The sequence below is a fragment of the Kitasatospora sp. NBC_01560 genome (assembly GCF_045208415.1).
In the GTDB taxonomy this organism is placed as follows: Bacteria; Actinomycetota; Actinomycetes; order Streptomycetales; family Streptomycetaceae; genus Kitasatospora.
Genome location: NZ_CP109364.1, coordinates 3356200 through 3379929 on the forward strand (window position 1 = coordinate 3356200; position 23730 = coordinate 3379929).

Genomic DNA, 23730 nt, shown 5'->3' on the forward strand with positions numbered 1-23730 from the left:
CCGGCCGGGGTGATCCTGCCCGCAGTTCCCGGCGCGCGGGTGATGCCGCCCGCCCGTCCGGGTGGCAGCATCGGAAGCGGACGGCGATCGGAGGAGCAACGATGTCGAGCTCGGGCCAGCACACCCGCTTCGCACCGGACCGCGGCCTGACCGGCCGGATGGTCGGGACCATGTTCGTGATCGGTCTGCTGTACGTCGGCTTCACCGGGCTGCTGATCGTGCTGCTGCGCGGGGCCTGGCCGCTGATCGTGCTGCTCTCGGGCGGCCTGTTCGTGGCCCAGTTCTGGTTCAGCGACAAGATCACCGAACGGGCGATGGGCGCCCACCGGGTCACCCCCGAGCAGTACCCGCAACTGCACGGCACCATCGACCGGCTCTGCGCGCTCGCCGACATGCCGAAGCCGCGGGTCGCCGTCGCCGACAACGACATGCCGAACGCCTTCGCCACCGGACGCAACCCGCAGAACGCCGTGGTCTGCGTCACCACCGGCCTGCTCCGGCGGCTGGAGCCCGAGGAGCTGGAGGGCGTGCTCGCGCACGAGCTGTCGCACGTCGCCCACCGGGACGTCGCGGTGATGACCGTCGCCGGGTTCCTCGGGGTGCTGGCGGGGGCGATGACCCGGATCGCCATGTACGGCGGGTTCATGGGCGGCGGACGCAACAGCAACGACTCCAACGCCGCGATCGCCGCCCTGGTCATCCCGCTGGTGTCGATCGTGGTGTACGCGATCAGCTTCCTGCTCACCCGGCTGCTCTCCCGCTACCGCGAGCTGGCCGCGGACCGCGCCGCCGCCCAGCTCACCGGCCGGCCCAGCGCACTCGCCTCGGCACTGACCAAGGTGACCGGCCAGATCGCCGCGATCCCGACCAAGGACCTGCGCCGGGCCCAGCCGTACAACGCCTTCTACTTCGCCCCGGCCCTGAGCGCCCGGGACGCCGCCACCCAGCTGTTCTCCACCCACCCGTCGCTGGAGAAGCGGCTGGAGCAGCTGGCGAGGATGTCCACCGATCTCGGCCACTGACACCACGTTCCGGAAGGGACCACCGTGGGATTCCTGGACACGCTGTTCGGCCGCACCAAGCCGGTCCGGCCCGATCTCGACCAGCTGTTCGGCGTGCCGTCCGCCGCGCTGACCCTGGAGGCGGCGGCCGGCTTCCGGCCGACCGGCGTCGGGTCGGTCTGCTTCGCCTCCGTCGAGGGCGGGGCGTTCGGCGAGGTCGAACGGCAGGTGCGGGCGCTGCTGGACGCCGACACCGAACGCGGCGGCGTCCCCGTCGAGGCCTCCAAGGACGACTACGGCTACTCCTGGCTGCTCGCCCGGCACACCCCGGAGGAGCTGCCCGAGCTGGTCAACGACCTGCACGCGGTCAACAGCGAGCTGGAGGGGAACGGCTTCGGCCCGCAGCTGCTCTGCTCCCTGGTGGGCTTCCGCAACGCCGACGGGCAGCCGCTGGCCCTGGTCTACCTGTACAAGCGCGGGACGTTCTACCCCTTCGCGCCGGTGCCGGGCGGCGGGGAGAAGCGCAACAGCCCGCTGGAGCTCCAGGTCAACGCGATGCTCGGGAACGACCTGCGGCTGGAGAAGGACCTCACCCGCTGGTTCCCGGTCTGGGGAGCGCCGGGCCTGTGACCCCCGCCGGCCGGAATCCACTGGCCGCCGGGGCCGGGCGGCCCTAGGGTCCGGTCGTGATCAACTGGAGCACGATCGAATCAGCAGAGCCCACCCCAGAACTGCTGGCCGAGGTGAGCGCCGCACTGCGCTCCCCCGACCCGGTGGTCCGGGACTCCCTCGCCTACGAGCAGCTGTGCCGCTGGATCCCGCGCCTCGCACCGCCGGAGCTGTACGCGCTGGGCGACGAGATGGCCGAACGGCTGACCGACCCCGCGGTCCAGGCCCGGACCTTCGCCCCGCTGGTCCTCGTCGAGCTCGTCGGGGCCGGCGCGTACCGCACCGCCTGGCAGGACGCCTTCGCCCGCTGGTACCCCGCCGAGACCGACCTGCGCGGGTGGGATCCGGAGCTCGGCTGGCTGCACGCCGTCGCGCACGGCGCGGACCTGCTGGCGGCGTTCGGCCGCAGCCCGCTGGTCGCCGACCCGGCGCCGCTGCTGGAGCTGGCCGCCGCCCGGCTGCTGGCCCCCACCGACCACGTCCTGGACGCCCTGGAGGACGACCGCCTCGGCCGTGCCGTCGCCCTCGTCCTCACCCGCCCGGACCTGACCGAGCGCCAGGCGCTGGGCTGGCTCGACCTGCTCGCCGCCCAACCGCCGCGCCTCCCCGGCGGCGTCCCCGCGACCGTCTCCAACACGCTGCGGACCCTGCGGATGATCTACGTGCTCGCCGAACGCGGCGTCCGCCCGGTCCGCGGCGCCGATGCGCTGATGCCGCGCCACGGCGTCGCCCTGCGCGCACGGATCGCCGAGGTCCTGGCCGTCAACTCGTCGTTCACGGGCTGACGCCTCCTAGAATCCGGGGAATGCGCAGCCGCGAGTACGGACCCGACCTGACCCCGCCGTGGAAGCGGCAGCAGCCCGCCCCGGAGGTGCCCGCCGAGCGGGACCTCGTGGTGGAGGAGGCGGCGAGCGGCTTCTGCGGCGCGGTGGTGCGCTGCGAGAGGACCGCCGAGGGCTTCACCGTCACCCTGGAGGACCGGCTCGGCAAGCACCGGGTCTTCCCGCTGGTGCCGCGCGGCTTCCTGCTGGAGGGCCGGGTCGTCACCCTGGTCCGCCCCGCCGGCCCGGCCCCGGCGAAGGGACCCGGCCGGACCGCCTCCGGGTCGGTGGCCGTGCCCGGCGCCCGCGCCCGGGTGGCCCGGGAGTCCCGGATCTACGTCGAGGGCCGGCACGACGCCGAGCTGGTCGAGCGGGTCTGGGGCGACGACCTGCGGATCGAGGGCGTGGTCGTCGAGTACCTGGAGGGCATCGACGACCTGCCCGCGGTCGTCGCCGACTTCGCCCCCGGCCCGGGCCGGCGGCTCGGCGTCCTGGTCGACCACCTGCTCCCGGGCACCAAGGAGCACCGGATCGCCGCCCGGGTCACCGGCGCGGCCGTGCTGGTCGTCGGCCACCCGTACATCGACGTCTGGCAGGCCGTGAAGCCGTCCAGCGTCGGCATCCCCGGCTGGCCGGACGTGCCGTACGAGGAGGAGTGGAAGGAGGGCGTCTGCCGCCGCCTCGGCTGGCCGGTGGACACCCCGGCCGCCTGGAAGCGGATCCTCGCGAAGGTCGACTCCTACAAGGACCTGGAGCCGGCCCTGCTGGCGAAGGTCGAGGAGCTGATCGACTTCGTGACGGCGGAGGAGTGAGCGCCGCTCAGGCGTACCGCTGGAACTCCGTCGTGTCCAGGCTGATGCCGAGCAGGTCGAGGGGGACGGCCTCGCCGAACTTGCTCGTCCGCTCCGACATGTAGCCCGGAACGCCGGACCCGGAAGCCTGGCTCAGCTCGGTCAGCAGCACGCACACTTCCTTGATCGGATCGACAATCAGGTACGCCGGGATCATGCCCTCGGCATACATCTCCCGTTTGGTCCGGTAGTCGCGATCGACACTGGTCCTGGACACCACCTCGACCACGAGTGTGACCACGGGCGACGGCAGGAGGCGTCCGTGCTCCTCGACGGCCCCCCGCTCGAACACCACCAGGTCGGGCTGCGGTTCACTCGCCTCACCGGGAATCGTCAGGTCCTGCGTGGTGAGCGCACGCCACCGGCCGTACGGAACCTGGTGCTGGATGGCCAGGACGATGAGGTTGTGGACCATGTCCGGCCCGGCCATCATCACGATTTCCCCCCTGATGAGCTCGGCCTTGACGCCCTCCGGAACCTCCAGGTTCTCGAAGATCCCGGTCATCCGGTCATCGATGGCGGTCATCGCACGCTCCCTCCGACGGCTGACTCCACGTTAACGAACGTCAGTCCACCAGGTCACGTACCACCGCGTCGGCCAGCAGGCGCCCCTGGAGGGTCAGGACGGCGCGGCCGGCGGCGTACGGCTCCGGGGCGAGCAGACCGTCCTCGCGGTGGCGGTCGGCGGCCTTGCGGCCGGTCTCCGTGAGCAGGTCCAGCGGGATGCCCTCGGCGAGGCGCAGTTCGAGCAGGATCCGCTCGACCCGGCGGTCCTCGTCGGCGAGCAGTTCGCGGCCCTGCGCCGGGGTGCGCCCCTCGGCGAGGGCCTGCGCGTAGGCGGCCGGGTGCTTGGCGTTCCACCAGCGGACGCCGCCGACGTGGCTGTGCGCGCCGGGGCCGGCGCCCCACCAGTCGCCGCCGGTCCAGTACAGCTCGTTGTGCCGGCAGCGGCCCTCGGGGGTGGTGGACCAGTTGGAGACCTCGTACCAGGAGTAGCCGGCCGCGGCGAGCGCCTGCTCGGCGATCAGGTAGCGGTCGGCGTGCACGTCGTCGTCGATCATCGGGAGCTCGCCGCGCTTGACCCGGGCGGCCAGCCTGGTGCCGTCCTCGACGATCAGCGAGTAGGCCGAGACGTGGTCCGGGCCCGCGCCGATCGCGGCGTCCAGGGAGGCCCGCCAGTCGTCGTCGGACTCGCCGGGGGTGCCGTAGATGAGGTCCAGGTTGACGTGCTCGAAGCCGGCCGCGCGGGCCTCGGCGACGCAGGCCTCGGGGCGGCCCGGGGTGTGGTGCCGGTCGAGCAGCTGCAGCACGTGCGGGCGGGCGGACTGCATCCCGAAGGAGATCCGGTTGTAGCCGCCGGCGCGCAGCTCGGCGAGGTACGCCGGGTCGACCGACTCGGGGTTGGCCTCGGTGGTGACCTCCGCGCCGTCGGCGAGCCCGAACTCGTCGCGGATCGCGGCGAGCATCTTCACGAGGTCCCGGGCGGGCAGCAGGGTGGGCGTGCCGCCGCCGAGGAAGACGGTCTGCACCGGCAGGTCCGCGCCGCCCAGCACGCGCCGGGCGAGCCGGATCTCGGCGACCACGTTGTCGGCGTACGTCTCCTGGGAGGCGACCGTGCCGGAGGAGCGCAGCTCGGTGGCGGTGTAGGTGTTGAAGTCGCAGTAGCCGCAGCGGCTCGCGCAGTACGGCACGTGCAGGTAGAAGCCGAACGGCCGCGACCCGGTCCCGGCGAGGGCGTGAGCGGGCAGGGAACCGTCGGACGGCACGGGTTCGCCGTCGGGGAGTGCGGAGGGCATAACCCCATTGTCCCGTACGGCCCCGGTGATCATCGAGGCCGTACGGGGCGGGCGCGGATCAGGCCTCGTTGGCCCCCGCGTACATCCCGGCGACGGCGTCCGCGTACGTCTTCTCGACCACCGGGCGCTTGATCTTCAGGCTCGGGGTGAGCTCGCCGTGCTCGATGTCCAGGTCGCGCGGGAGCAGGTGGAACTTCTTGATCGTCTGCCAGCGCTGGAGCTCACCGTTGAGCCGCTGCACGTAGCCGTCGATCAGCCGGTGCACCTGCGGGTCGGCGACCACCTCGGCGTAGGAGCGGCCGGCCAGGTCGTGCTCGGCGGCCCACGGCATGATCACCGTCTCGTCCAGGCCGATCAGCGCGGTGCAGAAGTTGCGGCCGTTGCCGATCACCAGGATGTTGCTCACGAACGGGCAGACGGCCTTGAACTTGCCCTCCAGCTCGCTGGGCGCGACGTACTTGCCGCCCGAGGTCTTGAACATGTCCTTCTTGCGGTCGGTGATCCGCAGGAAGCCGTCGGGGCTGAGCTCGCCGATGTCCTCGGTGTGGAACCAGCCGTCCGCCTCCAGCACCTCGGCGGTCTTCTCCGGCAGGTCGTGGTAGCCCCGCATGATGCCGGGGCCGCGGAGCAGGATCTCGCCGTCCTCCGCGATCCGGATCTCGGTGCCGGGCAGCGCGCGGCCGACGGTGCCGATCCGGACGTCCTCCTCGCGGTTGACGGTGGAGCCGGCGCTCGTCTCGCTCAGGCCGTAGCCCTCCAGGATGGGCACCCCGGCCCCCAGGAAGAAGTAGCCGATCTCGGGCGCCAGCGCCGCACTGCCGGAGACGGCACCGCGCAGCCGGCCGCCGAAGGCGGCCCGGATCTTCGCGTAGACCAGCTTGTCGGCGAGCGCGTGCTGCAGGCCCAGCGCGAACGGCACGCTGTCGCGGCCGGTGGCGATCCGGGAGGCCTGGGCGGTCCGGGCGTGGTCCCGGGCGACCTTGGCGGCCCACTGGAAGATCTTGTACTTGGCCCCGCCCGCGGCCCGGGCCTTGCCGGCGATGCCGTTGTAGACCTTCTCGAAGATGCGCGGCGCCGAGGCCATGATGGTCGGCCGGATGACCGGCAGGTTGTGGATGATCCGGTCGACCCGGCCGTCCAGTGCCATCACGTGGCCGGTCGAGATCTGGCCGGAGATCAGCGTCTTGCCGAAGACGTGCGACAGCGGCAGCCACATGAAGTGCACGTCGTCGGCGCGCAGCAGCCCGCTGGCCTCCTGGGCCCGGCCCTCGTACGCCCAGCAGTCGTGCACCAGGCGCACGCCCTTGGGCCGGCCGGTGGTGCCCGAGGTGTAGATCAGGGTGGCCAGCTGCTCCCGGTCGATCGCGGCGACGGTCTTCTCGACCGCGTCCGGGTGCTCCGCCAGGTACGCGGCGCCACGCTCCTCCAGCTCCGCGAGGGTGAGCAGGTCGAGGCCGGCCATGTCCGGCGCGGTGGCGGGGGCGTCGAAGAGGATGACGGTGCGCAGCTCGGGCAGCTGGTCGATCTGGGCCACGGCCTTGGCGAGCTGTGCGACGTTCTCCGCGAACAGCGCCCGGGAGCCGGAGTTGGAGAGGATGAACGCCGTCTCGTCGGCATTGGTGCTCGGGTAGACGGTGGTGGTCGCGGCGCCCGCGCACATGTTGCCGAGGTCGGCGAGGACCCACTCCAGCCGGGTGGAGGAGGCCAGCGCGACCCGGTCCTCCGGGCGGATGCCGAGCGTCATCAGGCCGGCGGCCACCGCCTTCACCCGGGCGGCGGTCTGCGCCCAGGTCAGCGAGCGCCACTGCTCGGCACCCGGGGCGCCGTCCGCCGCGTGCTCGTCCACCGGGGCGGGGTAGCGGTAGGCCTCGCCGCCCGGGGTGGCAGCGACCCGCTCCAGGAACAGGTGGGCGACGGAGGCGGGACGCCCGGCGATGATGTCAGCACTGCCGGAGTCGATCAGGGACTGCGCGGAACTCAACGAGGACCTCCGGGGGCGGGTGGCCGTCTGAGGGATTTTCTCGGCTCCCGTGGGGGCGGTCACCGGGCCCCCGTACGACCGGCCGATACCGGCGAGTAACAAGGGGGCAATCAGCAGCCTAGGGGGAAACCGGTCATTCCGTAAGAGGGGGACGCAGGTCGGCACCCTGCCGGCCCCCCGGTGCAGCCCGGGTACGGCACCCGCCGGCCGCGGTGCAACCGGGCCCGCCGGGGCGTTCGGCAAAGGACTGGACAAACATCCGGGCGCCGTGCCGGTAATCACCTGTGCGGCTCCGCCGAAGCACGAGAATCGGGATGCGAATCCCCCCGTCGACGACAAGAGTGTGCCAGTGCTGATCAGACTGCTCAGGGCGTACCTGCGCCCCTACTCCCGACCGATCACCCTGCTGGTACTGCTCCAGCTGGTCTCCACCCTCGCCCTGCTCTACCTGCCGACGCTCAACGCCGACATCATCGACGACGGTGTGATCAAGGGCGACACCGGCTACATCCTGCGGCTCGGCGGCGTGATGATCGCCGTCACCGTGGTCCAGGCATTCTGCTCGATCGGCGCCGTCCACTACGGTGCGCACACCGCGATGGCCGTCGGCCGCGACGTGCGCGCCGCCGTCTTCGACCGGGTGCAGAGCTTCTCGGCCCGCGAGGTCGGCCAGTTCGGCGCCCCGTCCCTGATCACCCGGACCACCAACGACGTCCAGCAGGTCCAGATGCTGGTCCTGATGGCCTTCACGCTGATGGTCGCCGCGCCGATCATGTGCGTCGGCGGCATCATCATGGCGCTCAACCAGGACGTGCCGCTCTCCGCGCTGCTGCTCGCCGTCGTCCCGGTGCTCGGCGCCGTGGTCGTCCTGCTGGTCCACCGACTGCGCCCGAAGTTCCGCAGCATGCAGACGAAGATCGACACCGTGAACCGGGTGCTGCGCGAGCAGATCACCGGCATCCGGGTCATCCGCGCCTTCGTCAAGGACGACCACGAGCAGGCCCGGTTCGCCGGCGCCAACGACGAGCTCACCGACGTCTCGCTCCAGGTCGGCCGGCTGATGTCGTTCATGTTCCCGGCCGTGATGCTGGTGGTGAACGTCTCCAGCGTCGCCGTGCTCTGGTTCGGCGCCCACCGGATCGACAGCAACGGCATGGAGATCGGCGCGCTGACCGCCTTCCTCTCCTACCTGATGCAGATCCTGATGAGCGTCATGATGGCCACCTTCATGTTCATGATGGTGCCGCGCGCCGAGGTCTGCGCCGAACGCATCCACGAGGTGCTGGACACCCGGTCCAGCGTCGTCCCGCCGTCCGCGCCGATCACCGAGGTGCTCGCCCGGGGCAACCTGGAGCTGCGCGACGTCGAGTTCCGCTACCCGGGCGCCGAGGCCTCCGTGCTGCGCGGCATCGACATCACCGCCCGCCCGGGCGAGACCACCGCCGTCATCGGCTCCACCGGCAGTGGCAAGTCCACCCTGCTCGGCCTCGTCCCCCGGCTCTTCGACGCCACCTCCGGGCAGGTCCTGCTGGACGGCGTCGACGTCCGCGCCCTCGCACCCGAGACGATCGCCGAGACCGTCGGGCTCGTCCCGCAGAAGCCCTACCTGTTCACCGGCACCGTCGCCAGCAACCTGCGGTACGGCCGGCCCGACGCCACCGACGAGGAACTCTGGCACGCGCTGGAGGTCGCCCAGGCCAAGGACTTCGTCGAGCGGCTCCCCGAGGGCCTCGACGCGCCCATCACCCAGGGCGGCGGCAACGTCTCCGGCGGCCAGCGCCAGCGCCTCGCGATCGCCCGCGCGCTCGTCCGCAAGCCCGGCGTCTACCTGTTCGACGACTCGTTCTCGGCACTCGACTACGCCACCGACGCCCGGCTCCGCAAGGCACTCGCCCGGGAGACCTCCGACGCCACGGTGCTCATCGTCGCCCAGCGCGTCTCCACCATCCGCGACGCCGACCGGATCATCGTCCTGGACGAGGGCGCCGTGGTGGGCAGCGGCACCCACGGCGAGCTGATGGCCGGCAACCCGACGTACCGGGAGATCGTGCTCTCCCAGCTCACCGAGCAGGAGGCGGCGTGACCATCCCGGAGAAGAAGACGCAGGCCCGGCCGGGCCCGGGCGGCCCCGACCTCGGCAAGGGCGGGCCCGATCTCGGTAAGGGCGGCCCCGGCGAGCCGCGCAGCGACTCGCAGTCCGCCGCCGCCCGCCGCGGCCCGGCCGGCCCCGGCCGGTTCATGGGCGGCCAGGGCACCGAGAAGTCGATGGACTTCAAGGGCTCCGGCAAGCGCGTCCTCGCCCTGCTGCGCCCCGAACGGGCCCTGCTCGGCGGCGTCCTGGCGCTCGGCGTGCTCAGCATCGGCTGCGCCGTGACCGGCCCCAAGATCCTCGGCAACGCCACCGACCTGATCTTCGCCGGCGTGGTCGGCAGCAAGTTCCCGGCCGGGGCCTCCAAGGAACAGGTCATCGACGGGCTGCGCGCCCACGGCGACGGCACCACCGCCGACCTGCTCTCCCCGATCGCCTTCACGCCCGGCCAGGGCATGGACTTCGGGGCGATCGGCAGCGTGCTGCTCTGGGTGCTGGCGATCTACGTCGCCTCCGCCGTCTTCGGCATCGTCCAGGGCCGGCTGGCCACCAAGGCCGTCCAGCGGGCCGGCTACCGGCTGCGCCAGGACGTCGAGGCCAAACTCGCCCGGCTGCCGCTCAGTTACTTCGACAAGCAACCGCGCGGCGAGGTACTCAGCCGGGTCACCAACGACATCGACAACATCGGCCAGTCCATGCAGCAGTCCATGGGCCAGGTGGTGAACTCCCTGCTCACCGTGGTCGGCGTGCTGGCCATGATGTTCTGGATCTCCCCGCTGCTCGCCCTGATCGCCCTGATCTCCGTGCCGGTCTCGGTGGTCGTCGCGACCAAGGTCGGCAAGCGCGCCCAGCCGCAGTTCGTCCAGCAGTGGAAGTCCACCGGCCAACTGAACGCGCACATCGAGGAGATGTACACCGGGCACGCGCTGGTCAAGGTCTTCGGCCGGCAGAAGGAGTCCGCCGAGGCCTTCCGCGAGCACAACGAGGCCCTCTTCGAGTCCAGCTTCCGGGCCCAGTTCATCTCCGGGATCATCCAGCCCGCGATGATGCTGATCGGCAACCTCCAGTACGTGCTGGTCGCCGTGGTCGGCGGGCTTCGGGTGGCGAGCGGCGCGCTGTCGATCGGCGACGTGCAGGCCTTCATCCAGTACTCGCGGCAGTTCAGCCAGCCGCTCACCCAGGTCGCCAGCATGGCCAACCTGGTGCAGTCCGGCGTGGCCTCCGCCGAGCGCGTCTTCGAACTGCTCGACGCGCCCGAGCAGACCCCCGAGCCCGCCATGCCGGAGCGCCCCGACACCCTGCGCGGCCGGGTCGTCTTCCAGGACGTCGCGTTCCGCTACGAGCCCGGCAAGCCGCTCATCGACGACCTCTCGCTCAAGGTCGAGCCCGGCCAGACCGTCGCCATCGTCGGCCCGACCGGCGCCGGCAAGACCACCATGGTCAACCTGCTGATGCGGTTCTACGAGGTCAGCGGCGGGCGGATCACCCTCGACGGGGTGGACATCGCCGCGATGTCCCGCGAGGAGCTGCGCTCCGGCATCGGCATGGTCCTCCAGGACACCTGGTTGTTCGGCGGCACCATCGCCGAGAACATCGCCTACGGCGCCTCGGGAGCCACCCGCGAGCAGGTCGTCGAGGCGGCCCGGGCCGCCCACGTCGACCGCTTCGTCCGGACCCTGCCGGACGGCTACGACACCCGGATCGACGACGAGGGCACCGGCGTCAGCACCGGCGAGAAGCAGCTCATCACCATCGCCCGGGCCTTCCTGGCACAGCCGTCCATCCTCGTCCTGGACGAGGCCACCAGCTCGGTCGACACCCGCACCGAGGTGCTGATCCAGCGCGCCATGGCCAGGCTGCGCACCGGCCGCACCAGCTTCGTGATCGCCCACCGGCTCTCCACCATCCGGGACGCCGACGTGATCCTGGTGATGGAGAGCGGCGCGATCGTCGAGCAGGGCACGCACGACGAGCTGATCGCCTCCGACGGCGCCTACGCGCGGCTGTACCAGGCGCAGTTCGCCGAGGCGGTGGCCGAGGTCGACTGACCGGCCCGGCCGGGCGGGGCAGGCCGGCAGGCGCCCGACCTGCCCGGCGGGGGAGGACCGACCGGCCCTCGACCTGCCCCGCGCGGGCGGGAAGGTGCCGGGGCCCGGAACGGCCGGGACGCGGAGCCGGAGCGGGGATCACCCCCTCCGGCACTTCGCCTTCCCGGGGGCGGACGCTACGGTGGGGCCCGTGAGTGACGACCCGTCGGCCGCGGCCGCCCCGCCCCAGGACGCCTTCGAGGCGAACCGGACCTACCTGGGCTCGGTCGCCTACCGGCTGCTCGGATCGTTCACCGACGCCGAGGACGTCCTGCAGGAGGCCTGGCTGCGCTGGCGGTCCGCCGACCGTTCCGGCGTCGCCGACCCGCGCGCCTACCTGACCACCGTCGTCACCCGGCTCTGCTACGACCAGCTGGGATCCGCCCGGGCCCGCCGGGAGGCCTACTTCGGCGAGTGGCTGCCCGAACCGGTCGTCTCCTACCAGGTCTCCCCCGCCTCCCCCGACGAGCTGGCCGAGCTCGGTGAGTCCGTCTCGCTGGCGCTGCTCGCCGTCCTGGAGCAGCTCACCCCGGCCGAACGCGCCGCGTTCGTGCTGCACGACGTCTTCGCGGTCGGCTTCGACGAGATCGCCACCTCGCTCGACCGCTCCCCCGAGGCCACCCGCCAGCTCGCCTCGCGCGCCCGGCGCCGGATCAAGGACGGCGGCCGCCGCGCCACCGCCGACCCGGCGGAGCACCGGCACGCGGTGGAGGCGTTCGCCGCCGCGAGCACCCGCGGCGACATCGAGGGCCTGCTCGCCGTGCTCGACCCGAACGTCGTCTGGCACTCCGACGGCGGCGGGGTGGTCAGCGCCGGCGCCCGCCCGGTGTTCGGCTCCGACAAGGTCTCCCGGCTGGTCGCCGGCCTGGTCGCGAAGTGGTTCACCCCGGACATCGGCATCGCGTTCGCCCTGGTCAACGACGAGCCCGGACTGGTCTGGCACCAGGCCGACGGCACGGTCGGCGGCGTGCTGGCCTTCACCGTCGCGGAGGGCCGGATCACCGAGGCGTACGTGGTGGTCAACCCCGAGAAGCTCACCCGGATCGCACCCGTCGGCCGCTAGGGCTGCGTCGGACGGTCCCGGGCTCCCGCGGGCTCTCCCCCGGGCTCCCCCGGCCTCCTCTGGGTTCCCCCGGCCGCGCCGGACCGTCCCGCGGCCCTAAGGCCGGGCCACCCGTGACGCAGGTCACTGTCACAGCACGGCCGGGCGCGTCGTCCCCTTTCCGAACACGCGCGGAGAGCGCATCGGGCGAGTGCCCCCACCGGGGCGCTCCGCGAGGAGGCGGACCACATGACCGAGAAGCACATCGTCGTACTGGGTGCCGGCTACGCAGGACTGACCGCGGCGGCCCGGGCGGGCAAGGGCAAGCGGGTCACCCTGATCGCTCCCGAGAGCCGCTTCCTGCACCGCGTCCGCCAGCACGAGACCGCCGCCGGCCGGCCCGAGCACCGGCCCACCATCGCCGAGGTGGTCCGCGGCCGCGGCATCCGGCACCTGCGGGCGCGCGCCACCGGCCTCGACCTGAACGCCGGCAAGGTCTTCCTCGACACCGGCGAGGCCGTCGCCTACGACACCCTGGTGTACGCGCTCGGCAGCCGGACCGCCTGGCACGGCGTCCCCGGCGCCGCCGAGCACGCCTACGCCGCCGAGCGGGCCGCCGAACTGGCCGGACGGCTGCGCACCGCCGACCGCCCCGGCACCGTCGCCGTGGTCGGCGGCGGCGCCACCGGCATCGAGCTGGCCACCGAGATCGCCGAGGCCCACCCCGGGTGGCGGGTCCGGATCGTCGCCGCCGGCGAGGTAGGCGGCTGGTTCTCGGCCCGCGGCCGCGGCCACGTCCTGGACGTCATGGCCCGGCTCGGCGTCCAGGTGCACGAGAACGCGCGGGTCACCGCCGTCGACCCGGCCGGCCTCGACACCACCGACGGCCGGATCCCCGCCGACGTGGTCGCCTGGGCCGCCGCCCTGGAGCCGCACCCGCTGGCCGCCGAGGCCGGGCTCACCGTCAACGCGGGCGGCCGGGCCGTGGTCGACCGCTACCTGCGCTCGGTCTCGCACCCCGACGTCCACGTGATCGGCGACGCCGCCGAGGTCACCGTCCCGGGCACCGGCACCCTGCGGATGGCCTGCGCCACCGCCCAGCCGATGGGCCGCTACCTCGGCAGACTGCTCGCCGGGCGCACCGGCAAGCCGTTCGCGTACCGGTACAGCCTGCAGTGCCTGAGCCTCGGCCGCCGGGAGGCGCTGGTGCAGCTGATCCACGGCGACGACTCGATGCGGCCGACCGTGCTGACCGGGCGGACCGGGCGGCTGGTCAAGGCGGCCATCGTCAACGGCGTGGTCCGGGCGCTGCGCTGACCACGGGCCCGGGCCGGGCGGCGTCTGGGCCCGGTGGCCGGGCCGAGCGGCGCTCGGGCCGGCGCCGGTCCCGGGACATGCCGAGGGCCCGGGGCAGAACGCCCCGGGCCCTCGTACGCCGCCGGCTACTTCTTCTGCCCGCGGGTCACTTCTTTTCCTTCGGCGCCTCGGCGTCGGTGGACAGCGCGGCGATGAAGGCCTCCTGCGGGACCTCCACGCGGCCGACCATCTTCATCCGCTTCTTGCCTTCCTTCTGCTTCTCCAGCAGCTTGCGCTTGCGCGAGATGTCACCGCCGTAGCACTTGGCGAGGACGTCCTTGCGGATCGCGCGGACCGTCTCACGGGCGATCACCCGGGAGCCGATGGCCGCCTGGATCGGCACCTCGAACTGCTGGCGCGGGATCAGCTTCTGCAGCTTGCCGGCCATCATCACGCCGTAGTTGTAGGCCTTGTCCTTGTGCACGATCGCGGAGAAGGCGTCCACCGCGTCGCCGTGCAGCAGGATGTCGACCTTGACCAGTTGGGCGCTCTGCTCGCCGATGGGCTCGTAGTCGAAGGAGCCGTAACCGCGGGTCTTGGACTTCAGCTGGTCGAAGAAGTCGAAGACGATCTCGGCGAGCGGCAGGGTGTAGCGCAGCTCGACGCGGTCCTCGGAGAGGTAGTCCATGCCCTGGAGGTTGCCGCGGCGGGCCTGGCAGAGCTCCATGATGGCGCCGACGAACTCGTTCGGGGCCAGGATGGTGCCGCGCACGACCGGCTCGTAGACCTCGGCGAGCTTCCCGGTCGGGAACTCGCTCGGGTTGGTGACGATGTGCTCGGTGCCGTCCTCCATCACCACGCGGTAGACCACGTTCGGGGCGGTGGAGATCAGGTCGAGGTTGAACTCGCGCTCCAGACGCTCCCGGATGATCTCCAGGTGCAGCAGGCCGAGGAAGCCGCAGCGGTAGCCGAAGCCGAGGGCGACGGAGGTCTCCGGCTCGTAGACCAGGGCGGCGTCGTTGAGGCGCAGCTTGTCCAGGGCGTCGCGCAGCAGCGGGTAGTCCGAGCCGTCCAGCGGGTAGAGGCCGGAGAACACCATCGGGCGCGGGTCCTTGTAGCCACCCAGCGCCTCGGTCGCACCCTTGTGCATCGAGGTGATCGTGTCACCGACCTTGGACTGCCGGACGTCCTTCACACCGGTGATGATGTAGCCCACCTCGCCGACGCCGAGGCCGTCGGCGACCTTCGGCTCGGGCGAGATGACGCCGATCTCCAGCAGCTCGTGGGTGGCGCCGGTCGACATCATCGCGATCCGCTCACGCTTGGTGAGCTGGCCGTCGACGACCCGGACGTAGGTGACCACGCCGCGGTAGGAGTCGTAGACCGAGTCGAAGATCATCGCGCGGGCCGGGGCGTCCTTGACGCCGACCGGGGCCGGGATGTTGTCGACGATGTGGTCCAGCAGCTCCTCGACGCCGAGGCCGGTCTTCGCGCTGACCTTGAGCACGTCGTCCGGGTCGCAGCCGATGATGTGCGCGATCTCGGCGGCGTACTTCTCCGGCTGGGCGGCCGGCAGGTCGATCTTGTTGAGCACCGGGATGATCGTGAGGTCGTTCTCCAGCGCCAGGTACAGGTTGGCGAGGGTCTGCGCCTCGATGCCCTGGGCGGCGTCCACCACCAGGACGGTGCCCTCGCAGGCCGCGAGGGAGCGGGACACCTCGTACGTGAAGTCCACGTGGCCCGGGGTGTCGATCATGTTGAGGATGTGCGTCGAACCGGTGTTCGCCCCGGTCTTCGGCGCCCACGGGAGGCGGACGGCCTGCGACTTGATGGTGATGCCGCGCTCGCGCTCGATGTCCATCCGGTCGAGGTACTGGGCGCGCATCTGCCGCGGGTCGACCACACCGGTGATCTGGAGCATCCGGTCTGCGAGCGTCGACTTGCCGTGGTCGATGTGGGCGATGATGCAGAAGTTGCGGATCAGCGCCGGGTCGGTACGGCTGGGCTGGGGCACATTGCTGGGGGTCGCGGGCACCTTGGTCCGATTCTCCGTTGGTCCGGGGGCCGGGGGTGTTTCCGGGTCATCGCTGACCGGTTTCCCGGGGACCGGACAGTCGTCCGATCGAAATAGTTCCTCCCATCCTCCCACGACCGCGGCGTGCACCGCCGTTCGGTCTCCGCCGGGGTGCCGGTGGGTTGCCGCCGCGTCTCCGTCGCGTCTCCACCGGGGCGCCGGTGGGTTGCCCCCGTTGCCGCCCCGACCGCCGCCCCCGGTAGCGGCCGCCGGAGAGCCGGTACGGCAGCATGCGGTCGCATGATCCTCGAAAGCGCCCTGCTCGACGTCCTGCCCGGCCGGGAGGAGGCGTTCCTCGCCGCCTTCACGCAGGCCCGGCCGCTGATCGCCGGCCGGCCCGGGTTCCGCTCCCTGGAACTGCGCCGCTGCCTCGACGAGGGACGCGGCTCGCGGTTCCTCCTCCAGGTGGAGTGGGAGCGGCTGGAGGACCACACCGAGGGGTTCCGCCGCTCCGCCGAGTACCAGCAGTGGCGGGAGCTGCTGCACCACTTCTACGCACCGTTCCCCGAGGTCGAGCACTACGGCGAGCCCCTCCTGCGCGCCTAGGGCCCGGAAGCGCCGAGGAGACGGCCCCTGGGCCGGGCCGTCGGGCCCGGCGGAATCCCCCTCGGGTCGGCGGCGCGCCCGGGCGCCCGGGCCCGGCCGTGCTGCTCCGGGCCGGTTTGGGGTGCGTGGTGGACCCCTGGTAACGTGGGGCGCTGCACCTGGCGTCGGCATGCCCTCTCAGCAGGTCCGACGGCCGCGCGGTGCAGACCTCCCCCAGCCTTCGGCCGGGGGGACCCCAGAACCGTTTACACACAAGACTGAGGCTCCTTCGTGGCGAACATCAAGTCCCAGATCAAGCGCAACAAGACCAACGAGAAGGCGCGCCTGCGCAACAAGGCCGTCAAGTCCTCGCTGAAGACCGCTCTGCGCAAGGCCCGTGAGGCCGCTGCCGCCGGCGAGACCGAGAAGGCCACCGTGCTGGCCCGCGCCGCCTCCAAGGCGCTGGACAAGGCCGTGAGCAAGGGCGTCATCCACGCCAACCAGGCCGCCAACAAGAAGTCGGCCATCACCAAGCGCGTCAACGCCGTCCAGGCCTGACGCCCCCGGGGCCCCCGGCCCCACCCCCTCGGGACGCACCGGCCCTCTACCCGGTCACCCGAGGCGAGACAAGACTCGCACCGTACGCGGCCTGCGTTCGCCACGCGGGTGCGGTGCACAGCAGTACGACAGGCGCCGCAGCGGCCCTCCTTTCCGGAGGCTGCTGCGGCGCCTGTTGCGTTGTGTGGCCGGCCCGCTATGGTCGGTCACGGCAGACCGGGGATCACGCCCCCCGTCGAGGCACCGGCCGGGCGGTCGCGTCCGGCGGTCGGCAGCCGGTGCTCGATGGTCGGTGCTCGGCCGGACCGGCTTGACCGACTGTCGCGTTCCACGGGGCGGGTCGCGGTCGACGGTCGGCCGAGGCCCGTCGAGGCACATCGAAGGCTCAGGGGGGAACCAGCCATGGCGACGCCACCGCCACCACCACCGCCGCAGAGCGGACCGGGGTTCACCGGCTTTCCGCACCAGCAGCAGCCCCCGGGCGGCGCACCGGGGTTCGGCCCGCCGCCCGGGCTGCCCAGCTCCCCGGGGCTGCCGTCCACCGCCCCCGGACTGCCTCCGGCCCCGGGCGGCGGCGCAGGCGGCAGCGGGCCGGCGGGCGGGCCCGGCGGTTCCGGCCGCCGCGGCGGGAACCTGCGCCGGAACACCGTCTGGGCATTCGTGGGCGCCCTCCTGGCCTCGGTCGTCTGGTCCGGCGCCGTGGCCCTCGTACCCAGTCTGGTGAAGAACCACCCGACCGCTCAGGACCTCCACGGGTACCACGCCATCGACAAGATCTGCGCGACGGGCAAGCTCGCCGCGTTCCGGCAGAAGTACAAGATGGTGGACAACTACCCGCTGGAACACACCGGCCGGAACAGCTCGATGGACACCATGCGCTGCTACGCCCTGATGAAGCGCACCGTCAGCGGCAACGACACCCCGGACTACGCCACCCTCGACATCCGCGTCGAGCTGCACAAGGCCGTCGACCCCGCACCCGAGTACACCGCCACCCGGGACTACCTCCAGCAGCAGAAGTACGAGATCACCGACGTGCCGAACCTCGGCCAGGAGGCCTACTACGCCTACGGCGACGAGCCGACCAGCTCGGACCGGACCTACCACGACATCAACTACTACCTGCAGGTCCGGGACGGCGGCATGACGTTCTCGCTCTACTGGACGGACAACTACCAGGACGGCAAGAACTACACGCTGGACCGCGACAGCGTCCGGCGGGCCATGCTGGACGACACCCGGGACATCCTCAAGGCGATCGGCGGCACGTAGCCGAGGTCGGGGCGCAGCTCCGGCCGAGGGTCGTCGGGGCCGGCGACCGGCTGCGGCCCGGCGCTTGCTGCCCGATCTGCTCCGCTCGATCCGCTCAGTAGGGGCGCGAGCCCGCGCGGGAGGCCTTCGCGACGGCGACCACGGCCCGCTCCAGCGCGAACGCCGGATCGTCGGAACCGCCCTTGACCGCCGCGTCCGCCTGCGCGATCGCGGTCAGGGCGGCGGCCACACCGTCGCCCGTCCAGCCGCGCATCTGCTGGCGGACCCGATCGACCTTCCACGGCGGCATGCCGAGCTCGCGCGCGAGGTCGGCCGGGCGCATGTTCCGCCCGGCGGTCGCCAGCCGGCCGATGCTGCGGACCCCGGACGCCAGCGCGTAGGTGATCCCGGTCGGCGGCTGGCCCACGGCCAGCGCCCAGCGGAGCCGCTCCAGCGCCTCGGCGGCCCGGCCGGTGACCGCCAGGTCCGCCACCTCGAAGCCGGTCGCCTCCGCCCGGCCGCTGTAGTAACGGGCCACCACGGTGTCGTCGATGGCGCCCTCGACGTCCGAGGTGAGCTGGCTGCACGCGGCCGCGAGCTCGCGCAGGTCACTGCCGAGCGAATCCAGCAGCGACTGGCACGCCTCCGGGGTCGCCGAGCGGCCGAGGGTGCGGAACTCGCCCTTCACGAAGGCCAGCCGCTCCGACGCCTTGGTCAGCTTCGCGCACGCGACCTCGCGGCCGCCGGCCTTCCGGCCGGCATCCAGCAGGCCCTTGCCCTTGGCCCCGCCCGCATGGACCAGGACCATGATCACTTCCTCGACCGGCGACTCGATGTACGCCTTGACCTCCTTGACGGAGTCGGCGCCGAGATCCTGCGCGGCCCGGACCACGATCACCTTGCGCTCGGCGAACAGCGAGGGCGTGGTCAGCTCGGCCAGGCTGCCGGGCTGGAGGCTCCCGGGCGCGAGGTCCCGCACGTCGGTGTCCGGGTCCGCCGCCTTCGCCGCCGCCACCACCTGGGCGACCGCACGGTCGAGCAGCAGCTCCTCCTGGCCGACCGCGAGGGTCAGCGGGGCGAGCAGGTCGTCGGGTGCACTCTTCCTGGCCATCGCCTACCAGCATCCCACGCGCCACGGACAGCCCCGGCCCGTCCCGGACCGTGGGCTCCGGGCTGCGGGCTGCGGGCTGCGGGCTGCGGGCTGCGGGCTGGGCGGGCTCCGGGACGGAACCGGCCGGTGCGGGACGGCGCGGTGCTGCCCTTACGTGCAGGGGGAAGCGACCGGGCGGGCGGGCAGCGGGGGGTGGGCGCCGACCGCTCAGGCAGCGCCGGGAGAATGGAGGGGTGAGCGACGACCCCACCACCAACCACCCGGACGCCTTCGACCCTGCCGCCCGGCAGCTCCTCGTCCTGCCCGACCGCGACGCCGCCGAGGAGACCGCCGAGGAACTCAGCGCCAACCACCCCGACCTCGGCGAGCTCGAAATCGTCCGGGACTCCCTCGCCGGCGAGGACGACGCCGAGGACGCCCAATGGCTCGTCGTCGTCGAGCCCCCGGAGACCGGCTGGACACCCGGCCTCCTGAGCGCGCTCGACGCGCTCGCTGCCGAGGCCGAAGGCTGGCGCGAACAGGGCTGACCGGGCGCACCCCCTGCTCCTCCTGCCCCCTGCACCTCCCCCATCTCCCGCACGCCCCGCACATCCCGCGCGCCGGGCCGGATCGCCACGGATCCGGCCCCCGGCGGTTGGTCCTCGACCTCGTTCCTGACGGGCCGCTGGATACAATCCGACGATGTTCAACCTTCGCGCCCGCACGGCGGTTTTCGACATCGACGGCACGCTCTGCTTCGACGGGCGGACGATCGACGACCGGATCCTCGCCGCGATCGGCGAGTGCGAACGCGTCGGCCACCACCTGGTGTTCGCGTCCGCCCGGCCCGTGCGGGACCTCCTGCCGGTCCTCGACGGCGCCTTCCCCTCCGCGACGCTGATCGGCGGGAACGGGAGCCTCGTCTCGGTCGCCGGCCAGGTCCGGGCCCGGGCCGCGTTCGGTCCCGCCGAGCTCGGCGACCTGATGGCGGCGGTCGGGCAGTACGAGGCCGCCTACCTCGCCGACGGGCCCTGGGACTACGCCTACACCGGACCGGCCGACCACCCGATCCGGAGCCGCGTCGACCAGGGCGAACTCGCAACCGGGGTGAGCCTCGCCGAGCTTCCCGAGGTCGTGAAGTTCCTCGTCGTCGGTGCGTCGGACATGGCTGCCCTCGCCGAGGTCGGCCGCGGGCTCGGACTGACGGTCAACCACCACCTCGACGAGGCGATCATCGACTTCGCCCCGGGCGCGACAAACAAGTGGGAAGCCCTGACGTCGATCGGGATCGACGAGTACGTGGCCTTCGGCAACGACATCAACGACTTCGACCTCCTGCGGAACGCGGAGCGAGCGGTACGCGTCGGCGCGCACCCGGGCCTGGACGGCATCGCCCAGGTCACCGTCGCGGCCGACCCTCAGGCCGTCGCCGCCGAGATCACCATGCTGGCCCGGGCGACCGAGGCCGCCGTCCAGCCGTAGAACCACCGACGGGCCTGCACCGCCGGCCGGTCGTCACCGATGGCCCCGGGCCACGGCCCGTCCGACCACGGCCCCCGGCCCCCGGCCCGAGCGGCCCGAGCGGCCCGCACATCGCGGCAGCCTCCTCCCCCGGCCGGCGGGCCCCGCCGGCCGGGTGCCCGCCCTCGACCTGCTCACCGCTGCCAGGATCGCCCCGGGCGTGCCGCCGGAGCAGGACCGGCGAGCCGCGGTCGCCCGGGCAATCCTGCCCGGGCGACCGACACGGACACGGGGTGCGGCCGGTCCGAAGTCCGATCTCTCCCCCCGGGCCCCGCCCCGCCCCCCGCCCCTCCCCCTCGCCCTCCCTCCCCTTCCCCTCCTCCCCACCGGGGAGAGAGAACAGGTGAGCGGGGCGCTGCTCAGATCGGCGGGGCGCGCGGGGCGCCGGGCGAGTGGACCGGGTCGACGGCACGAGGGCCGGGCAGCTGCCTAGCCGGCCGGCCGGCGAGATGCTGGGGGACATGCGGGTGCACCGCTGCGGCAAGCCGGGCCGGGGTGTCGCCGATCACGGCGATGTCCCCGGTCCGGTCCGTACGCAGCACCGTGGCGCCGAGAGAGCGCAGGTGATCCACCGTCCGCGCCGACGGATGACCGTACGGATTGCCCTCCCCGCAGGAGATCAGCGCCAGTCGTGGGCCCAACGCCGCGGTCAACGCCCAGTCCTGGTGCGCCGAACCGTGATGGGCCACCTTCAGCACGTCCACCCTGACGCCACCTCCCCACCTCTCCAGCAGTGCCGACTGGGCCGGCGGTTCGAGATCTCCCAGCAGCGCCAGCCGCAGCCCTCCCGCGAGCGTCACCAGCAGCGCGACGCTCGCGTTGTTGGCACCGGACGCCTCCACGGGAAGCCGGGCCTCCGGCCAGACCACCTGCCAGGAGAGTCCACCTCCGGCCTCCCGCCGCTCACCCCGGCGGGCCCGCAGCAGCGGGACCCCTGCTGCCGCCGCCCACCCGGACACCCGGGCCGCCTCACCGGGCGGGTCGTCCACCGTCGTCCCCTCGATCGCGCCCACCGCTCGCCCGCGCAACACCCCCGGCACACCCTCCACGTGATCCGCGTGGAAATGCGTCACCACCAGCAACGGCACCCGGGTGATCCCCAGATCGCGCAGACAGCGGTCCGCCGCCTGCGGATCCGGTCCGGCGTCGACCACCACCGCGCTGTCCGGCCGGCCACCACCCTCCGGGAGCACGGGCATCACCACCATGTCGCCCTGGCCCACGTCGCACATGACCAACCGCCAGCCCTCGGGTGGCCAGCCGGTCGCCAGCCGTGCGAGCACCGGCGGCCGCAGCAGCACGGCCAGCAGAACCAGGAGGAGGAAGCCCGCCACCAGGGGTCTGATCCAGGCACCGCCCCTGCGGGAGCCGGTGGCCCCACCACTGCGCGGCAGCAGCAGCGGAACCGTCCAGCACACCGCGACAGTGGCCAGGGCGAGCGTCACCGTGCCGAGCGGTCCGCCGGGCCAGGACAGCCGGCCGCCCGGCAGTTCGGCACCGTGCCGGGCCACAGCGGCCAGCCAGCCGACCGGGAGGCCCGCCACCTCCGCGAACATCCGGGCCGGGGCCGGGAAGAGCGGCTCCAGTACCAGCACCGCGCAGCCGAGCAGCGTCGCCGGGGCCACCGCGAGTTCGGCCAGCAGGTTGCACGGGACGGCGACCAGGCTGATGTGCCCGGACAGCACCACCGTCACCGGGGCGCAGAGCGCCTGCGCCGCGGCCGTCGCCCCTAGTGCGCCCGCCAGGTGGTTCGGCCAGCCGCGGGCCTTCAGCGCCCGGGCCCAGTGCGGGCCGAGGACCAGCAGACCGGTGGTGGCCAGCACCGAGAGCAGGAAGCCGAAGGAGCGTGCCAGCCGGGGATCGAGGAGGACCAGGATCAGGACGGTGCCGGAGAGCGCCGGCACCGCCTGGCGCGGGCGCCCGGTGGCCAGGGCCAGCAGGCCGATGAGCCCCGTGCCGGCCGCCCGCAGGACGCTGGGTTCCGGGCGGGAGACGGTGACGAAGGCCAGGGTGACCGCCGCCCCGACGAACGCGGTGGTGCGCAGCGACAGCCCGAACAAGGCTGCCAGGCCGCGCCGTTCGGCCGTACCGGCCTGCCCGGGTGCGCCGAGCAGAACACCGAGGACGATCGCCAGGTTGGCGCCGCTCACCGCGACCAGATGGGCCATGTCGGTGGCCCGGAACGCTTCCAGGAGATCGCCGGGCAGACGGGAGGTGTCCCCGACGACCAGGCCCGGCAGCAGCCCGCGCGCGTCCGGCGGGAGCCCGTCGCTTGCCGACCTCAGACCTGCCCGGAGCCGGCCGGCGACGCGTTGCGGCAGGCTCGCGGGCGCCAGCTCCCGGGGCGGCCCGTGCGCGATCAGCAGCGCGGCCGAGTCGTCGTGTCCCTCCCCCGCCGGACGGACGTCGGCCTCCACGGCCACCCTGGCCGACGGGAGAAGCCCCTGCCACCGGTCGATGTCCGGCCCGCGCACCAGGACCGTCACCGGGGTCCGCGTGCCGGTCGCCCCGGCGCCCGGACCGGATCCGGGGCCGGCCGTCACGGTGATCCGGTCCACCACGGCCTCCACGGTGAGGACGGCCTGCCCCGCAGCCGTCCCCCTGGTCCGGGAAGTCCGGGTACGCGGGTCCGCGGTGACCGTCAGCTCGACGCCCACCTCGGGGGCGGGCCCCGCGACCTGGGTCAGCGCCGGCAGCGGGCCCCGGCGGAGGTCGGAAGTGTGCAGCAGTGTCACGGCGGTGGCCGCCGCACCGGTCAGCAGTACCGCGGCAACCGTCACAGCGCTGCCGCGGCGACGGCGCACGCCCGGGCGGACGAGCAGGAGGACGGCGACGAGCACGGCCGCACCCGCCACTGTGAGCAGCAGGAGGGCGTGCCCCGCGGCCGGACCGAGAACGGCCGCCATGACGACCCACGCGGCGAGAGCAGGGAGGAGGAGCCGAAGATCCCCGGTGGGCGGCGGACTTGAGGACGGACGAGTGGCGGGGACGGCGGTGGCGGCGATGACGGCACCTCCCTTCAGTGAGGTCTACGCGGCAGTGAGGCAACGGGGGCAGTGGGACAGCAGGGCAACAGCG

General features: G+C 72.9%; 19 protein-coding genes. 13 read left to right on the plus strand and 6 right to left on the minus strand.

Features of this window, described 5'->3' with window-relative positions; all coding sequences use genetic code 11:
* Positions 1 to 101: 101 nt before the first annotated feature.
* The 4 genes from htpX to OH807_RS14435 are packed head-to-tail and all read left to right on the plus strand — an operon-like array spanning position 102 to position 3303.
* Positions 102 to 1022 carry a zinc metalloprotease HtpX gene (htpX, locus tag OH807_RS14420; RefSeq protein WP_406198442.1) on the plus strand — a complete coding sequence of 307 codons (921 nt, stop codon included), beginning with the start codon at positions 102 to 104 and terminating at the stop codon, positions 1020 to 1022.
* 24 nt (positions 1023 to 1046) lie between these two features.
* Positions 1047 to 1631 carry a hypothetical protein gene (locus OH807_RS14425; RefSeq protein ID WP_406198445.1) on the plus strand — a complete coding sequence of 195 codons (585 nt, stop codon included), beginning with the start codon at positions 1047 to 1049 and terminating at the stop codon, positions 1629 to 1631.
* A 56-nt stretch (positions 1632 to 1687) separates the two neighbouring features.
* The gene (locus OH807_RS14430) at positions 1688 to 2455 is read left to right on the plus strand and encodes a DUF2785 domain-containing protein (protein WP_406198448.1); all 768 of its coding nucleotides are present in this window, start codon (positions 1688 to 1690) and stop codon (positions 2453 to 2455) included.
* A 20-nt stretch (positions 2456 to 2475) separates the two neighbouring features.
* The gene (locus OH807_RS14435) at positions 2476 to 3303 is read left to right on the plus strand and encodes a DUF3097 domain-containing protein (protein ID WP_406198450.1); all 828 of its coding nucleotides are present in this window, start codon (positions 2476 to 2478) and stop codon (positions 3301 to 3303) included.
* Between the two features lie 7 nt (positions 3304 to 3310).
* Here OH807_RS14435 and OH807_RS14440 read toward each other — a convergent pair whose 3' ends face one another.
* Genes OH807_RS14440 through OH807_RS14450 form a run of 3 tightly spaced genes read right to left on the minus strand, consistent with a single transcriptional unit; the run spans position 3311 to position 7119 of the window.
* Entirely contained in the window at positions 3311 to 3868 is a 558-nt protein-coding gene (locus OH807_RS14440) for a Uma2 family endonuclease (protein ID WP_406198453.1), read from the minus strand.
* 40 nt (positions 3869 to 3908) lie between these two features.
* The gene (hemW, locus tag OH807_RS14445; protein WP_406198455.1) at positions 3909 to 5138 is read right to left on the minus strand and encodes a radical SAM family heme chaperone HemW; all 1230 of its coding nucleotides are present in this window, start codon (positions 5136 to 5138) and stop codon (positions 3909 to 3911) included.
* A gap of 58 nt (positions 5139 to 5196) precedes the next feature.
* Entirely contained in the window at positions 5197 to 7119 is a 1923-nt protein-coding gene (locus OH807_RS14450; protein ID WP_406198458.1) for an AMP-dependent synthetase/ligase, read from the minus strand.
* A 349-nt stretch (positions 7120 to 7468) separates the two neighbouring features.
* Between OH807_RS14450 and OH807_RS14455 the strand changes: the two genes are divergently transcribed.
* The 4 genes from OH807_RS14455 (at position 7469) to OH807_RS14470 (ending at position 13654) form a co-directional block, all read left to right on the plus strand.
* A complete protein-coding gene (locus OH807_RS14455) occupies positions 7469 to 9202 on the plus strand; it encodes an ABC transporter ATP-binding protein (protein ID WP_406198461.1) in 1734 nt (577 codons plus the stop codon).
* Between the two features lie 155 nt (positions 9203 to 9357).
* Positions 9358 to 11256 (plus strand): ABC transporter ATP-binding protein, encoded by a 1899-nt coding sequence (locus OH807_RS14460; protein ID WP_406210978.1) that lies wholly within the window; start codon positions 9358 to 9360, stop codon positions 11254 to 11256.
* Between the two features lie 190 nt (positions 11257 to 11446).
* Positions 11447 to 12358 carry an RNA polymerase sigma factor SigJ gene (gene sigJ / locus OH807_RS14465; protein ID WP_406198464.1) on the plus strand — a complete coding sequence of 304 codons (912 nt, stop codon included), beginning with the start codon at positions 11447 to 11449 and terminating at the stop codon, positions 12356 to 12358.
* Positions 12359 to 12586: 228 nt separating this feature from the next.
* The gene (locus OH807_RS14470; RefSeq protein WP_406198466.1) at positions 12587 to 13654 is read left to right on the plus strand and encodes an NAD(P)/FAD-dependent oxidoreductase; all 1068 of its coding nucleotides are present in this window, start codon (positions 12587 to 12589) and stop codon (positions 13652 to 13654) included.
* A 145-nt stretch (positions 13655 to 13799) separates the two neighbouring features.
* Here OH807_RS14470 and lepA read toward each other — a convergent pair whose 3' ends face one another.
* Entirely contained in the window at positions 13800 to 15668 is a 1869-nt protein-coding gene (gene lepA, locus OH807_RS14475) for a translation elongation factor 4 (protein WP_406198467.1), read from the minus strand.
* A gap of 279 nt (positions 15669 to 15947) precedes the next feature.
* On the opposite strand from lepA, the gene OH807_RS14480 reads away from it, so the two are divergent.
* From OH807_RS14480 to OH807_RS14490, 3 genes are all read left to right on the plus strand, one after another.
* On the plus strand, positions 15948 to 16253 hold the full coding sequence (locus OH807_RS14480) for an antibiotic biosynthesis monooxygenase family protein (RefSeq protein ID WP_406198469.1): 306 nt from the start codon (positions 15948 to 15950) through the stop codon (positions 16251 to 16253).
* Positions 16254 to 16523: 270 nt separating this feature from the next.
* Entirely contained in the window at positions 16524 to 16790 is a 267-nt protein-coding gene (rpsT, locus tag OH807_RS14485; protein WP_329487599.1) for a 30S ribosomal protein S20, read from the plus strand.
* 402 nt (positions 16791 to 17192) lie between these two features.
* On the plus strand, positions 17193 to 18062 hold the full coding sequence (locus OH807_RS14490; protein ID WP_406198472.1) for a hypothetical protein: 870 nt from the start codon (positions 17193 to 17195) through the stop codon (positions 18060 to 18062).
* A 94-nt stretch (positions 18063 to 18156) separates the two neighbouring features.
* Here OH807_RS14490 and holA read toward each other — a convergent pair whose 3' ends face one another.
* Positions 18157 to 19152: a DNA polymerase III subunit delta gene (holA, locus tag OH807_RS14495; protein ID WP_406198473.1), complete on the minus strand. Its 996-nt coding sequence runs from the start codon at positions 19150 to 19152 to the stop codon at positions 18157 to 18159.
* 233 nt (positions 19153 to 19385) lie between these two features.
* Between holA and OH807_RS14500 the strand changes: the two genes are divergently transcribed.
* Positions 19386 to 19679, plus strand: a complete 294-nt coding sequence (locus tag OH807_RS14500) for a hypothetical protein (protein ID WP_406198476.1) — start codon at positions 19386 to 19388, stop codon at positions 19677 to 19679.
* A gap of 154 nt (positions 19680 to 19833) precedes the next feature.
* Positions 19834 to 20613 carry an HAD hydrolase family protein gene (locus OH807_RS14505; RefSeq protein WP_406198478.1) on the plus strand — a complete coding sequence of 260 codons (780 nt, stop codon included), beginning with the start codon at positions 19834 to 19836 and terminating at the stop codon, positions 20611 to 20613.
* 398 nt (positions 20614 to 21011) lie between these two features.
* Here OH807_RS14505 and OH807_RS14510 read toward each other — a convergent pair whose 3' ends face one another.
* On the minus strand, positions 21012 to 23558 hold the full coding sequence (locus tag OH807_RS14510; RefSeq protein ID WP_406198480.1) for a ComEC/Rec2 family competence protein: 2547 nt from the start codon (positions 23556 to 23558) through the stop codon (positions 21012 to 21014).
* Between the last annotated feature and the right edge of the window lie 172 nt (positions 23559 to 23730).

Bases quoted from the DNA above. Each gene is read 5' to 3' on its own strand.
- htpX (WP_406198442.1), top strand. From the start codon at position 102: ATGTCGAGCTCGGGCCAGCACACCCGCTTCGCACCGGACCGCGGCCTG.
- OH807_RS14435 (WP_406198450.1), top strand. From the start codon at position 2,476: ATGCGCAGCCGCGAGTACGGACCCGACCTGACCCCGCCGTGGAAGCGG.
- OH807_RS14440 (WP_406198453.1), bottom strand. From the start codon at position 3,868: ATGACCGCCATCGATGACCGGATGACCGGGATCTTCGAGAACCTGGAG.
- hemW (WP_406198455.1), bottom strand. From the start codon at position 5,138: ATGCCCTCCGCACTCCCCGACGGCGAACCCGTGCCGTCCGACGGTTCC.
- OH807_RS14460 (WP_406210978.1), top strand. From the start codon at position 9,358: ATGGGCGGCCAGGGCACCGAGAAGTCGATGGACTTCAAGGGCTCCGGC.
- OH807_RS14470 (WP_406198466.1), top strand. From the start codon at position 12,587: ATGACCGAGAAGCACATCGTCGTACTGGGTGCCGGCTACGCAGGACTG.
- OH807_RS14480 (WP_406198469.1), top strand. From the start codon at position 15,948: ATGATCCTCGAAAGCGCCCTGCTCGACGTCCTGCCCGGCCGGGAGGAG.
- OH807_RS14490 (WP_406198472.1), top strand. From the start codon at position 17,193: ATGGCGACGCCACCGCCACCACCACCGCCGCAGAGCGGACCGGGGTTC.
- holA (WP_406198473.1), bottom strand. From the start codon at position 19,152: ATGGCCAGGAAGAGTGCACCCGACGACCTGCTCGCCCCGCTGACCCTC.
- OH807_RS14505 (WP_406198478.1), top strand. From the start codon at position 19,834: ATGTTCAACCTTCGCGCCCGCACGGCGGTTTTCGACATCGACGGCACG.
- OH807_RS14510 (WP_406198480.1), bottom strand. From the start codon at position 23,558: ATGGCGGCCGTTCTCGGTCCGGCCGCGGGGCACGCCCTCCTGCTGCTC.